The sequence below is a fragment of the Janthinobacterium sp. TPC_1 genome (assembly GCF_056037845.1).
This window is the reverse complement of sequence record NZ_CP195157.1, coordinates 2726029-2740154: the sequence shown is the minus strand read 5'-3', so window position 1 is coordinate 2740154 and position 14126 is coordinate 2726029. Positions and strand designations below refer to the sequence as shown.

General features: G+C 64.5%; 8 protein-coding genes and 1 pseudogene. 3 read left to right on the top strand and 6 right to left on the bottom strand.

Annotated features, from left to right (window positions below; translation table 11 throughout):
• Nucleotides 1-72 precede the first annotated feature (72 nt).
• Entirely contained in the window at nucleotides 73-1137 is a 1065-nt protein-coding gene (aroG, locus tag ACQVLG_RS13385; RefSeq protein WP_099374780.1) for a 3-deoxy-7-phosphoheptulonate synthase AroG, read from the bottom strand.
• 509 nt (nucleotides 1138-1646) lie between these two features.
• Between aroG and ACQVLG_RS13380 the strand changes: the two genes are divergently transcribed.
• Entirely contained in the window at nucleotides 1647-2066 is a 420-nt protein-coding gene (locus tag ACQVLG_RS13380) for a TonB-dependent receptor plug domain-containing protein (protein WP_474295007.1), read from the top strand.
• Complete coding sequence (locus ACQVLG_RS13375; RefSeq protein WP_474295006.1) at nucleotides 2051-4492, top strand: TonB-dependent receptor domain-containing protein; 2442 nt, start codon at nucleotides 2051-2053, stop codon at nucleotides 4490-4492. The genes ACQVLG_RS13380 and ACQVLG_RS13375 overlap by 16 nt, the downstream gene beginning before the upstream one ends.
• Before the next feature lie 70 nt (nucleotides 4493-4562).
• Here the strand turns inward: ACQVLG_RS13375 and tldD are convergent.
• From tldD to ACQVLG_RS13350, 5 genes and pseudogenes are all read right to left on the bottom strand, one after another.
• Nucleotides 4563-6024, bottom strand: a pseudogene (gene tldD, locus ACQVLG_RS13370) (metalloprotease TldD).
• Nucleotides 6025-6045: 21 nt separating this feature from the next.
• Entirely contained in the window at nucleotides 6046-6846 is an 801-nt protein-coding gene (locus ACQVLG_RS13365; protein WP_474295004.1) for a carbon-nitrogen hydrolase family protein, read from the bottom strand.
• A gap of 30 nt (nucleotides 6847-6876) precedes the next feature.
• The gene (locus ACQVLG_RS13360) at nucleotides 6877-7011 is read right to left on the bottom strand and encodes a hypothetical protein (protein WP_474295003.1); all 135 of its coding nucleotides are present in this window, start codon (nucleotides 7009-7011) and stop codon (nucleotides 6877-6879) included.
• Nucleotides 7008-9740, bottom strand: coding sequence for a YhdP family protein (locus tag ACQVLG_RS13355; RefSeq protein ID WP_474295001.1), 2733 nt, complete (start codon nucleotides 9738-9740; stop codon nucleotides 7008-7010). The genes ACQVLG_RS13360 and ACQVLG_RS13355 overlap by 4 nt, the downstream gene beginning before the upstream one ends.
• On the bottom strand, nucleotides 9686-11035 hold the full coding sequence (locus ACQVLG_RS13350; protein WP_474294999.1) for a YhdP family phospholipid transporter: 1350 nt from the start codon (nucleotides 11033-11035) through the stop codon (nucleotides 9686-9688). The genes ACQVLG_RS13355 and ACQVLG_RS13350 overlap by 55 nt, the downstream gene beginning before the upstream one ends.
• Nucleotides 11036-11294: 259 nt before the next feature.
• On the opposite strand from ACQVLG_RS13350, the gene glnE reads away from it, so the two are divergent.
• Nucleotides 11295-14051: a bifunctional [glutamate--ammonia ligase]-adenylyl-L-tyrosine phosphorylase/[glutamate--ammonia-ligase] adenylyltransferase gene (gene glnE, locus ACQVLG_RS13345; RefSeq protein ID WP_474294997.1), complete on the top strand. Its 2757-nt coding sequence runs from the start codon at nucleotides 11295-11297 to the stop codon at nucleotides 14049-14051.
• The last annotated feature ends 75 nt before the right edge of the window (nucleotides 14052-14126 follow it).

Sequence of the window (14126 nt, the reverse complement as noted above, 5' to 3'; positions counted from 1 at the left end):
CGGCGCCCTGTTGATGGTCTTGCCAGCAGCCCCAACTCCGTTGGGGTTTTTTTTGCCTGCGCTCGAACGACTCTACGCCTCGTCTTCGCGCAAGCGGCGCTGCTTCACGGCCGCCGCCAGGTTTTCCAGCACGGCCACGCTGGCACTCCAGTCGATGCAGCCGTCCGTGACGGACTGGCCGTAGATCAATTCCTTGCCCGGGATCAAATCCTGGCGCCCCGCCACCAGATGCGATTCCACCATCACGCCAACGATGCGGCCATCGCCGCCTGCCACCTGGCTGGCGATGTCGGCGCACACGGGGATCTGGTTTTCCGGCTTTTTCGAGCTGTTCGCATGCGAGGCGTCGATCATCAGGCGCGCCGCCAGGCCCTGCGCGGCGATGGCCTTGCACGCCTCGTCCACGCTGGCCGCGTCATAGTTCGGGGTTTTCCCACCGCGCAAGATGATGTGGCAATCCTCGTTGCCGTTGGTCGATACGATGGCCGAGTGGCCGCCCTTCGTGACGGAAAGAAAATGGTGCGGCTGCGAGGCGGCCTTGATGGCTTCCACGGCAATTTTCACGTTGCCGTCCGTGCCATTCTTGAAGCCGACCGGACAGGACAATCCCGACGCCAGCTCGCGGTGCACCTGCGACTCCGTCGTGCGCGCGCCGATGGCACCCCAGCTGATCAGGTCGGCGATGTATTGCGGGCTGATGACGTCGAGGAATTCTGTGCCGGCCGGCAAGCCCAGCTCATTGATATCGCGCAACAGTTCGCGCGCCATGCGCAAGCCGTCGTTGATGCGGAAGCTGTTGTCCATGTACGGATCGTTGATCAGGCCCTTCCAGCCCACCGTGGTGCGCGGCTTCTCGAAGTAGACGCGCATGACGATTTCCAGTTCGCCCGCAAAACGCGCGCGTTCCTTGACCAGCAGGCGCGCATATTCCATCGCCGCCTTGGTGTCGTGAATGGAGCAAGGCCCGATCACCACCATCAGGCGGTCGTCCTGGCCATGCAGGATACGGTGCAAGGCAATGCGGGCGCTGGCGGCGGTCTGTTCGGCTTGCTCCGAGCAGGCGAATTCGCGGATCAGGTGGGACGGCGGGGTCAGTTCCTTCATTTCGCGAATGCGCAAATCATCGGTGCGGGGCATCATTTTCTCCAAAATTTAAGGAAGGGTAAAACATCTGGGTAAAAAAAAACCGCCATCAGTGGCGGTTTTTTAGAATTTGCTGGGATCTCGTTTTGCTGCTACGTGAACCGACCGCTACTCCACCGCCTTTGGGTTGGAATTGCTAAAGTAAAAATAAGCGGTAAAAAAGTGGCGAGCGAACATGCGAGTCATCCGTAAGTGATGAACGACTATAAACCTAAATTGCAAGGGTTGGCAAGCATATTTGTCGGCAAAGCCGCATGCCGCTGCCGTTTTACACTGCATAAGCCGCAAAAAAGCATAAAAAGTTGCGCACGGTGAATCTCGCTGTGACGCTGCATACCGGGCGCCACCGCTGTGCCCGTCGTGGCAACCACGCCACGCCAGCCATTCTATCGACGACAAAGCAGGACACTCCTTGATCCATATCTAGTCCCGGCATCGCCGCACGGACAAAACTCAAGGACGTATCGACGACCTTTGATTGCCTGACCTTTCCGGAGAACCGCATGATCCCTACACCATCCTTGCAATCCCCTGCCTTTTCACCACCCAGACTGGGCCTGGCGCTGGCCAGTGCACTGCTGAGTCTACCCGTTCTGGCACAAGATGCCGCGCCCATTGCCCGCGTGGAAATCACCGGCTCGAACATCCGCCGCGCCCAGGCGGAAACGGCATCGGCCGTACAAACCCTGAACGCGGCCGACATTGAAAAATCGGGCAAGTCCAGCGTGGCCGAACTGCTGCAGACCCTGGCCGTCGACAACCAGGGCTCGGTGCCCACCACCTTCGGCAACGGCTTTGCCGCCGGCGCTTCCGGCGTGTCGCTGCGGGGCCTGGGCACGGCCTCGACCCTGGTGCTGCTGAATGGCCGCAGGGTGGCGCCGTATGGCCTGGCCGACGATGCCAGAAAGTGTTCGCCGACCTGAACATCATTCCCCTGGAAGCGGTGGAGCGGGTGGAAATCCTCAAGGATGGCGCCTCGGCCATCTACGGTTCGGACGCCATCGCCGGCGTGGTCAACGTGATCCTGCGGCGCGACTACCAGGGCACGGCCATCAAGGGCAATTACGGCAAGACGAAGGAGTGGGACGGGCGCGACGCGCGCGCCGCCATCACGCACGGCTTCGGCGACATCGACACGGACCGCTACAACGTGCTGCTGAACCTCGAATACAGCGAAAAGGCCGCCATCTGGAACCGCGACCGGGCCGGGCGGGGCGCCGTCGGCCGCAGCGACTTGCGCGACCTGGGTTTCAGCGCGCAGGAATCGCTGAGCGGCGCGGGCGCCATTACCACCAACAATGCAGCCGGCAGCGCCGTCAACGGCAATGTGCGCAATCCCGACACGCTCGACTACTACAACCGCGGCAACCTGGCCGGCGCGGACTTTACGCGCACCTTCCCCGGCGCCGCCTGCGGCAACTTCACCACGCATCCGCAGGGCGATCCGGGCGGCGGCTGCCTGACCGATGCCGCACAGCAATATGGCCAGATCCAGCCGAAACAGAAGAACATCAACTTCTTCGGCCGTGGCGCCTGGCAGCTGACGCCAGCGTTGCAAACGTATGCCGAACTGAACCTGTATCACAGCGAATCGCACTCGGCCACCACGCCCTCGACGGTCAGCGGCTCGGTCGGCTACCCGGGCGGCCCCGTCAGCAATGCGGGCGTGTCGCTCGGCGCCGCCCACCCCGACAATCCGTATTTCGGCACGGCGGCGCGGCTGCGCTACCTGGCGGCCGACGTGGGGCCGCGCCTGTCGGAAGTCCAATCCACCTTCACGCGCTTTGTCGCCGGCATCAAGGGCACGGTGGCGGGCTGGGATATCGACAGCGCCTTGCTGTACTCGCAAAACAAGGTCTCGAACGACCTGGACGGCTACCTGCAGCGCGACGTCGCCTTCGCCCTGCTCAATCCGACTTCCGCCAACGTGGCGGCGGCCAGCCTGAACCCCGCGTATGCGGCCCTGCCAGCCGGCAGCCTGTGGCGCATCGCGGAAAACGCGGGCCTCAATTCGGCCGAACTGTACGCGGCCCTGTCGCCGCGCATCTCGAACGATGCCAAGACGCATATCGCGCAGATCGACTTCAAGGCCAGCCGCGAAATGGCCAAGCTCGACGGCGGCGGCCTGGGCGTGGCCGTGGGCGCGGAATTCCGCCACGAATCGACGGAACTCAAGCCCACCACCGGCACGGAACGGGGCAATATCATTGGCCTCGGCTATTCCGCCTACAAAGGCAGCCGCAATGCCTCCGCCATCTATGCGGAAGTGCTGGCGCCCGTGCTGAAGACCGTGGAACTGTCGGGCGCCCTGCGCGCCGACCATTTCACGGACGTGGGCAACTCCTACACGCCGAAAGTGGGCGTGAAATGGACGCCCGTGCGCGAACTGGCCTTGCGCGGCACCTTCGCCAAGGGTTTCCGCGCCCCCAGCGCGGCGGAAAACGGCGTCGGCGGCCTGGCCGCATTCTCCACGGCAAGCGATCCGCTGCGCTGCGCGCTGGGCGTGGAAGTGGCCTGCGATCCCGCGCCGATCGCCGTCATCACCTCGCCCAATCCGAACCTGTCGCCCGAGCGTTCGCGCAGCTTTTCCGTGGGTGCCGTGTGGGATCCGCTGCCGCGTACCAGCATTTCCGTCGACCTGTGGCAAATCCGCCGCAAGAATGAAATCAACCAGGAGCAGACGGATGCGGCCATTGCCGCCGGCAGCGTGGCGCGCGACCCGTCCACGGCCACCGGCATCGCCGGCGATCCAGGCGCCATTACGGCCGTGCTGGCCAACTATGTGAATTCCGCGCAAACGACGGTGCGCGGCATCGATATCGACGCCCGCCAGCGCTTCAACCTGGGCAGCGACTATGGCAACCTGGTGTTTGACCTGAAATGGACGCATTTGTACAAATGGCTGCGCACGGAACAGGACGGCACGCAACGCGATTTTGCCGGCACGCATGGTAATTGCGACGTGTCCAACTGCATGGGCACGCCGGACGACCGCATCAATCTGGGCGCCACCTGGGAACGCCAGAACTGGCGGGTCAGCGCCAACGTCAACTACCGCGCGCCGCTCGACAACATACTGTTCAAGAATGACCCGGACGGCTGCGCCACGCACTTCGCCGACGGCACGGATGCGCCGCGCGGCTGCCGCATCGCCTCGTTCACCACGGTGGACCTGACGGCCCGCTGGCTGGCCACGCCCAAGCTGGAAGTGTTTGCGACGATACAAAACCTGTTCGACAAGATCGCCCCGCTCGATCCGCTGACGTATGGCGCCACGGGCTACAACCCGCTCGATTATGCGGGCGCGGCGGGACGCTTTATCAGTGCGGGGGTGAAATACAAGTTTTGATCTGTATCAACGTGCCGGACGTGTCGGGCGTTGCAGGAACCGCCGGTGCCTGCAACGCCCGTTCAAGTACCTAGGCCGTGCCGCCGACCGTGATGCCATCCAGGCGCAGGGTCGGCTGCCCTACGCCCACGGGCACGCTTTGCCCCTCCTTGCCGCACACGCCCACGCCCGAGTCCAGGCGCATGTCGTTGCCGATCATGGAAACGCGGTTGAGCACGTCCGGGCCGTTGCCGATCAGGGTCGCGCCCTTCACGGGGTAGCTGAGCTTGCCGTTTTCGATCATGTACGCCTCGCTGGCTGAGAAGACGAACTTTCCGTTCGTGATATCGACCTGGCCGCCGCCGAAGTTGACGGCATACAAGCCGTTTTTGACGGATGCAAGGATTTCGCCCGGGTCCTTGTCACCGCCCAGCATATACGTATTCGTCATGCGCGGCATGGGCAGGTGGGCGAACGATTCGCGGCGCGCATTGCCCGTCACGGGCATCTTCATCAGGCGCGCATTCATCGTGTCCTGGATGTAACCTTTCAGGATGCCGTCCTCGATCAGGGTCGTGCACTGCGTGGGGTTGCCCTCATCGTCGATATTGAGCGAGCCGCGGCGGCCAGCCAGGGTGCCGTCATCGACCACGGTGACGCCCTTGGCCGCCACGCGCTCGCCGATACGCCCGGAAAACGCGGACGAGCCCTTGCGGTTGAAATCGCCTTCCAGGCCATGGCCGATGGCTTCGTGCAGCAGGATGCCGGGCCAGCCCGGGCCCAGCACGATGGTCATGGGGCCGGCGGGCGCCGGGCGCGCTTCCAGGTTCACCAGGGCCGAATTGACGGCGTCCGTCGCGTATTGTTCCAGCACGGCATCACTGAAATAGTCATAGCTGAAACGCCCGCCGCCACCGGCCGAGCCCGTTTCGCGGCGGCCATTCTGCTCGGCGATGACCGTCACTGACACGCGCACCAGCGGACGGATATCGGCCGCCAGCACGCCGTCGCTGCGCAGCACCAGCACCACGTCGTATTCGCCGGCCAGGCCCGCCATCACTTGCACCACCCCGGGGGTCTTTCGCGCGCGCCATCTTTTCCACGCGTTCCAGCAGTTGCACCTTGGCTGTGGCATCGAGCGAAGCGAGCGGATCATTGGGCAGGTACAAGGAACGCCCGCCCTGCGCCAGCGTCCGGCCCGCGATCTTGATCTTGCCGCTACCGGCGCGCGCGATGGTGCGCGTGGCCGCCGCCGCTTCCAGCAGGGCCCGCTCGGAAATGTCGTCGGAATACGCAAACGCCGTCTTGTCGCCGGACACGGCGCGCACGCCCACGCCCTGGTCGATGGAAAAACTGCCCGTCTTGACGATACCCTCTTCCAGGCTCCAGCCTTCGCTCCTGGTCGACTGGAAGTACAGGTCAGCGTAATCGACCTTATGCGTAAACATCGTGCCCAGGGCTTTCAACAGCTTGTCTTCATCCAGGCCGAACGGCGTGAGCAGGATATCGCGCGCCACGGCAAGGCTGGACAGATTGGGTTCAAATGGGATCATGACTCTTTCTCAACATTCAATTTACATGGTGCGGTGGGCGAGCGCCGGCAAGGACTCGCGCACGCCGGCCAAAAACACCAGGTCGATCTCGCCGCTCACCACGCCCTCGCCTTCCGGCAACACAGCCTTCACTTCGCCCCACGGGTCGATCAGCATGCTGTGGCCCCAGGTGCGGCGGCCGTTCGGATGCAGGCCGCCCTGCGCCGAGGCCAGCACATAGCACTGGTTTTCGATGGCGCGCGCGCGCAGCAGCACTTCCCAGTGGGCGCTGCCCGTCGTGTGGGTAAACGCGGCCGGCACGACGATCAATGCGCAATCGCCCATGGCGCGGTACAGTTCGGGAAAGCGCAGGTCATAGCAGATGGACAGGCCGACGCGGCCGAACGGCGTCTCGATGGCGCGCACCTGCGCGCCGGGCACGATGGTGCGCGATTCGTTGTACGACTCGGCGCCGCGCGTAAAGCCGAACAGGTGGATCTTGTCGTAGCGGCCGGCCGGCTCGCCTTGCGGGTCGTACACCAGCGTGGTGTTCAAGACCTTGCCCTCCTCGCCGGAAATCAGGGGCAAGGTGCCGCCGATCAGCCAGATGCCGTGCTGGCGCGCCATCTGCGCCATGCCATCCTGGATCGGCCCGTGGTCGGGCTGTTCCGCATGAGCCAGCTTGTCCGTTTCCTGCTTGCCCATGATGGCCCAGTATTCGGGCAGCACCACCAGCTGCGCGCCACCGGCCGCAGCTTGCGCCACCAGGCGCCGTGCCGTGGCCAGGTTGTCTTCCACGGACGGCGAGGAAATCATTTGTACCGCTGCGACTGTATGCATCATTGCCACCTCTTATCCATTCGAACGCCTCGCTTATTTCGCCACGGCCTCCGCCGCCGCGGCGGCAGGCAAGGCGACAGGCTCCAATTTACCACCATCGAGCTTGGTCACGACGGGCGCCTTCCACGGGCCGGCGATCTGCATGTGGTAAGTGAGCGCCTTCATCACGGGGGCGCGCAGGAACAGCTGCGCCGGAGGAAGCTGCCCAGGCCGATGACGGGGTTGACGGCCAGCGCGTACACGAGCGGTCCCGTGCCCAGGTTAAATTCCGGGATCACCACCACGTGCAGATTCGTCGTTTCATTGGCGATATCGGCCGTGCCATCCATCAGCACCGTGGCCGCCACGCCATGCATCTTGAGGTTGTCGGTGGTCACCACGCCCCGCTTGATGCTGGCGTTGGCCGTGATGCCGTCGAAGGCCAGGCCTTCGGAAAACACATCGTGGAAATCGAGTTTCAGCAAGCGGGGCAAGGCTTGCAGGCTGAGCACGCCCAACAGCTTGGCCGCGCCCGGATCCTGCTTGAGGAACTGCCCCGACTCCACGTTCATTTCGATCTGCCCCGACAGGGTGGGAATATCGAGCGAGTACGGCAAGCCGTTCCAGGCGATGTCGCCGCTCAGTCGGCCCTTGCCGCGACGCACCGTATCGGCAAAGCCGAAGCGGTCGAGCAGCTTGCCCGCATCGACGATATCGAGGCCGAAACGCAGGCTGGTCGTGCTTAGTCCATCCTTGATGACCCATTTGCCATTGCCGCTCAGGGCGCCATCGGGGTTCGACAGTTGCAGCTTGCCCACGCGCCACTCGCGCCCGCCTGCCGCCATGGTGTTATAGGCCTGCAACTCCAGCCGGCCGATCTTCTTGTTGAACAGTTCAAATTGCTCGGCAACAATATCGAGCGAGGGGATCGACTGGGCGCCGCTCTTTCCCTCCAGCAAATTCTTCACATCGTTGGCGGCCGACTCCGGAATGATCAGCGACGACAGGCGCGCCGTCATCTTGCCCAGGCCGGATGGCGTTTCCAGCCACGTTACATAGCCCGACACTTGTTTTGCATCAATATTGGCTTGCCATACATCCTTCTGGTGCGTGGCGCCGACCACCACGTTTTCCAGCTTGCGCTCGCCCAGCATCAATTCGCTGGCACGGGCCGCCATCATGTCCGGCACCACGTATTGCGCGATATCAGGTGCGTCGCCATCGGCCTCGGCGGAGGCCGCGGCGCTGCCGGCGATCTCGCTGCCGGCGGCGATCCAGCTGTCCACGTCCAGGGTTTTCAAATTCACATTGAGCATCATGCCGCTGTCCGGTTCCGGCGCCGGCACGTTCACGCCGATGCCGCCGCGCACCAGGCGCCAGGCGTCCTTACCCTGTTTCTGGCGCTGGTAGCGCGCGGCGATGCCGGACCCCAGCGCGATGCGGATCTCGTCCGTGCGCAGGCCGGCCCCGTTGGCCGCATTGCCCGTCAGGGTGAATTTCACGGGCAGGCTGTCGCCGGCCGGCTTTTTCAGGGGAGCGGGGAAATCCAGGCCCAGGCCCGTCAGCGGCGACTCCACATTGACCACCACCTGGTGGTCGCGCGCCGTGATCAGGCCGCTGTAGCGGGCGCCGCCATTCAAATGTTTCGCCAGGCGCTGCAGCACGGGTGCCGGATACGTCTTGCGCAAACCGTCGATGCTCATGTTGCCGGCAATCTTGACCTGGATGGAATTGTCGGCCTGCGTGCCGCCCGAGATGGCCAGCGGCCCGCCCAGCAGGCTGCCGTTCAAGCCATTCAGGTTGACGCCCTTTTCGTTGAACTCGATCTTGCCCTGCGTACCCAGCACGGGCGGCATGTCGTGGAACAGCACCACGTCGTTGCCCGCCAGCTGCAGGCTGCCCTGCACGGTCGCTTCCAGCATGCGCTCGATCGGCAAGTGCAATTTGAGGGCCAGTTTGGCGTTGCCCGTCGCCGTCGTTTCATCCGTGAAATGCTCGATCCAGCCCAGCACGGGGCTGGCCGTCACGTACTTGAGGAATTCCTGCATCGGGCCGGCCGCGTTGCCGTCGATATCGAGCAAGGTGTCGAACACGGTCAGGTCGGGGATCACGGCTTTGACATTCGTCAAGGCCACGCCGCCCGTGGTGGCCGTGTCGCCGCGGATTTCCATGCGCGCCCGCTCGAAGACGAAGCTGCCCTTGATCTTTTCCGCCTGCGGCCACAGGGGCGCCTTGCCCGCCAGCGGCCCGCTTTCCGCAAATTCGCCCGGTGCATAATTCAGGGTGCCGTTCTCGAGCTTGCCGGCGATACGGAAATCACCCCGGTTACGCTGGGCTGGCGTGTCGGCCTTGAAGGGAAAATGCTCGAGTTCGCCACGCAGGCGCAGGCTGACATCGCGCGCCACGCCGCCTTCCAGCGCGCCCGTCAGCCAGTGGCGCAGGTGCTCGGGCGTTTGCAGCGGCAGATAGCGGCCGATGGTGTTGATCTGGAAATTGTCGATCGACCCCGTCAAGTCGACCTGGCCCAGGTTCTTGCCGTCGAGCGGCAGGCGGTGCGTGCCTTGCAAGGCGACGCGCAAGCCTTGCTGATTGAAGTCGAGCTTGTCCAGTTCGACCTGCAGCATATTCTCCGCTTCGAAGGTCCAGCGCGCCTGCATGGCGAATTGTTCGAACGGCATGGCCGGTTCGCTCAAGTACGTGGGCAATTGCAGCACCAGGTCCTGCGCGTCGATGGCAATGCTGCCGCCCTTGTCGCTGGCGTCGATGCTGCCGCTCAAATGGTCGAAACCGGGGATGGCGGGCGCGGCGGCCTGCGCGGGGCTGCTCGCCGTCTTCGCCACAGCCAGTTGCGCTGGCTGCGCATTCAGGCCCAGGCCGATGAGCTTGCCGCGCAGGCGGTAGCTGGCGGGCGCGGCCATGTCGCCCTCCCATTGCGCGGAAAAATCCTGCAGGCGGCCGCGCGGCGCGCAAAGGCGTCGAGGCGCTGGCGCTGCTGCTCGCCCAGCGGCAGCTTGTCGGCCAGCGCGGCCAAGGTTTGCAAATCGAGCGACTTGGCCGCGATTTCCGTGCGCGCCGGCTTGCGCTTCGTGGCGGCAATAAAGCGCTCGGACAAGGTCGTGGGCGGCAGGCTGAGGCCATCGCGGGTTTCTACTGCGAAATTCGTCAATTCCACCTGATGGCCATTCGCGCCAAAGGTGGGCTTGCCGTCCGGCACCTGCGCCGACAGCTCTTCTTTGGCGGAAATGCGCCCGCTCACCGACAGCAAGTCGAGCGGGGCGATATGCTCGCCCAGCCGCGCCTGCACATCAGTCAGACCCACATCGGCCGTGAAGCCGGCCAGGCGCGCGTGATCAAGGCTCAGCCAGGCGCGCAGGGCGCCCTTGCCCTGGCTCAGCTCGAACGGGTAATCGAGATAGCGGCGCCAGGCGGCCAGGTCGGCGTTTTTCAGGTCCGCGTACAGCTCGCCCTTCCACATCGACACATCCGAGATGCGCGTGCTGAAAGGGGGATGCGTGAAGTGAGCGCGCACATCGATGGGCGCGGCCAGGCTGGCCGGCGGCGTGGCCTGCAAGCCCAGCCGGTGGCTGCGCCAGCGGTTGCGCAGCAGCAAGTTGACCTGCGACAAAGCCAGCTCCGGCGTGCCGCGCGCTTCGTCCGTCCAGCGCACCTTGCCGTCGCGGATGATGACGTCATGCTGCGACAGCAGCCAGTCGGCACCCTTGCCATCGCTGCCTTGCGTGCTGTCGATCAATACCCCGGCCACGTACAGCTTGCCATCCAGGCTGCGCCGCACGTCCAGGTCGGGCCGCGTGATTTCCAGGGTAGTGAAGCGCACGGAACCGAGCACGCTCCACCACGACACGGTGGCCGAGATGCTCGGCAGGCTCAGCGCCTGGCGCCCCGCCTGGTCGCGCAGGGTCACGTCGCCGAGGAAGAGATTCGGCCGCAGGCCGTGCCAGGAAGCATAAATACGCGCGATGCTGACGGGGTTGCCCAGCGCGCGGCTGGCCGCCCGCTCGATATCGCCTTTGTAATAATCGATATTCGGCAAGATCGCGTAGCGCAGGAACAAAAACAGCACGGCGAAGGCGAAATACGCGAGCAGCACCAGTTTGACGGTAAAACCCAGCACATGGTGGGTGGCCAGGTTGGCCATGCGATAGGCGGCACGCAGCCGCTGCCAGCGCAGGGCCAGTGGCACATGTTCTGTCACGCTTGCTTCTGGCGGTTTTTGCATCAATAAGCTAATAAACTGGCCCGGCGTCAAATAATGGCAAAAATCGTCTGCATTCGTGGTGCGCGCCTGCATCCTTGCGCTTGCGTCAGAGCAAAGCCTCCCTTACCATCGTCCGGAAGAGCACGCACTGCCGGCGGCTTAGCGCCAGCGGCACAATTTTACCGCATCCCCCGCCGTTCGCAGCCAAGTTAAACAAGAACATGCACGCAGCATCCACGAGACACTTACCGATACCATGAGCACACAGCCTTTGATCTCCGCCTCCCGTTTCTACCAGCGCTGGCTGGACGCCGCCCCCGAGCGAGCCGCGCAGGTAGCGCAACTGGTGCGCGCGCCGCTGGACGGGCTCGATTTTGCCGCCGAATTGGCCGCCCAGGCGAATGCCGCCACGCCGCCGCTGCCGCCCGAGCGGGCCATGCGCCGCCTGCGCAACCTGCTCGTCTGCGGCCTGATCGCGCGCGATCTGGGCGGCCAGGCGGACTTGAACGAAGTCGTCACGGCCATGACGGGCTTTGCCGATTTCGCCATCCGCACGCATGTGGACGCCATCATGGCGGAGATGGTGGCCCTGCACGGCATGCCCGTGGGCGAGGAATCGGGCGAGGAACAGGCCTTGATGGTGCTGGCGATGGGCAAGCAGGGCGGCGGCGAGCTCAACGTCTCGTCGGATATCGACCTGATCTTTGTCTACCCGGAAGACGGCGACACGCAAACGACCTTGCCGGGCCAGCGCAGCCTGTCCAACCACGAGTTTTTCATTCGCATGGGCAAGAAACTGATCGCCGCCCTGGCCGAGATCACGCAAGATGGTTTTACTTTCCGCGTGGACATGGCCTTGCGCCCGAACGGCAACTCGGGGCCGCTGGCCGCCAGCCTGGGCATGGTGGAGCAATACCTGATCGTGCAAGGCCGCGAATGGGAGCGCTACGCCTGGGTCAAGGCGCGCGCCGTGACGGGCAAGCCCGAAGACATTGCGTCCCTCGACGCCATCGTGCGCCCGTTCGTCTTCCGCCGCTACCTCGATTTCGGCGTCATCGACGCCATCCGCACCATGCACGGCCAGATCCGCGCCGAGGTCAACCGCCAGGAGCGGCTGCACCCCGACCGCAGCAACAACGTCAAGCTGGGCCGCGGCGGCATCCGTGAAATCGAGTTCCTCGCGCAAGTGTTTCAATTGATACGGGGCGGGCGCGACGCCGAGCTGCGCGAGCGTTCCACGCGCGCTACCTTGCGCACGGTGGCGGACAAGGGCTTGCTGGAACCGGCCATCGTGGAACAGTTGCTCAATTCATACACTTTCCTGCGCAACCTCGAACACCGGCTGCAATATCTTGATGATGCGCAAACCCACACCCTGCCCGCCAGCGAGGCCGACCGCCTGACCGTGGCGCAGATGATGGGCTTGCCCGACACGCCCACCCTGCTGGCCCAGCTGGAAGCGCACCGCGTGTTTGTCGCCGGTCAATTCGACGAAATGTTCAGCGACAAGAGCAGCGGCACGCCGCCGGCCGACACGGGCATCGACCCGCAAACGTCGAACGATTGCGCCGCCTCGGACCAGCAGGAAGCCATCGAGGCGCGCTTCGCCGCCCTGGGTTTCCATGAGCCGGCCGCCTGCGCGCGCCGTTTGCTGGCCACGTGGCAGGCGCCGCGCTTGCAATCGCTGCCCGAGGCGAGCCGCACGCGTCTGGTCGCCCTCGTCAATTCCGCCCTGCCCCTGATCACCGATTGCTCCGTGTCCAACGGCAATGCCAGCCAGCTGGCCACCCTGGGCCGGCTGCTCGATTTCCTGGAAGCGATTGCGCGCCGCTCGGCCTATCTGTCATTGTTGACGGAATACCCACACACGCTGGAACGGGTCGTGCGCATGGTGTGCGCCAGCGGCTGGGCCGCCACCTTCCTCACGCAGCATCCGATCCTGCTCGACGAGCTGCTCGATGAACGCATCCGCAACACGGTGCCCGATCCAAACGCGCTGGCACTCGACCTGCAGCGCCAGCTCGACGACGCCCCCGGCGACACGGAGCGGCAGATGGATATCCTGCGCGAAATGCACCACGCGCAGTTGTTCCAGTGCCTGGCGCAAGACCTGGCGGGCGACCTGAGCGTGGAAAAACTGGCCGATTACCTGTCGCAGCTGGCCGACATCATCGTCGCCGCCACCGTGCAAGCCGTGTGGCAAACATTGCCCACGCGCCACCGCGAGGTGCCGAAATTCGCCGTCATCGCGTATGGCAAGCTGGGCGGCAAGGAACTGGGCTATGTCTCCGACCTCGACGTCATCTTCCTGTTCGACGACGACGACCAGGACGCGCCCGCCCTGTACGCCAAGCTGGCGCAGCGTTTTATCACCTGGATGACCTCGCACACTTCGGCCGGCATTTTGTTCGACATCGACATCGCCCTGCGCCCCGACGGCGCCTCGGGCATGCTGGTGTCCAGCGTGCAAGCCTTCGAGCGCTACCAGGGCAGCGCGGCCTGGGTGTGGGAACACCAGGCGCTCACGCGCGCGCGCTTTTGCGCGGGCGACGTCAGCATCGGCAAACACTTCGAGCGCATCCGCGACACGATCTTGCGCAAGGAACGCCCGGAAAACGGCCCGCTCAAGGGCGAAGTGGTGGCGATGCGCAAGAAAATGCTCGATGCCCACCCGTCCCGCCCCGGCAGCTTTGATCTGAAACAAGATCCGGGCGGCATGATCGACATCGAATTCATGGTGCAATACCTGGTGCTCCAGCATGCGGCGCAATATCCGCAGCTGACGGCCAATTCGGGCAATATCGCCCTGCTGCGCCTGTGCGGCGAGCTGGGGCTGATCGACGCGCAACTGGCGGCCCTGGTGGCCGACGCCTACCGCGCGCTGCGCAAGCTGCAGCACCAGCTGCGCCTGCAGGGGCAAGACCTGGCCCGGGTGGAACCGGAACGGGTGCGCGTGCATGCGGACAACGTCATGCGCCTGTGGCACACGATCTTTCCCGCGACGATTGCATAAGCCCGGCGCCGGCGTATGATACGTACAGGCAACTCCACTTCCCAGTAGTGCCGTACAACAGGCCGCGCCGGGGTT

Coding starts and splice junctions, on each gene's coding strand:
- aroG (WP_099374780.1), bottom strand. CDS start 1,137: ATGCCCCGCACCGATGATTTGCGCATTCGCGAAATGAAGGAACTGACC.
- ACQVLG_RS13380 (WP_474295007.1), top strand. CDS start 1,647: ATGATCCCTACACCATCCTTGCAATCCCCTGCCTTTTCACCACCCAGA.
- ACQVLG_RS13365 (WP_474295004.1), bottom strand. CDS start 6,846: ATGATGCATACAGTCGCAGCGGTACAAATGATTTCCTCGCCGTCCGTG.
- ACQVLG_RS13355 (WP_474295001.1), bottom strand. CDS start 9,740: ATGGCCGCGCCCGCCAGCTACCGCCTGCGCGGCAAGCTCATCGGCCTG.
- glnE (WP_474294997.1), top strand. CDS start 11,295: ATGAGCACACAGCCTTTGATCTCCGCCTCCCGTTTCTACCAGCGCTGG.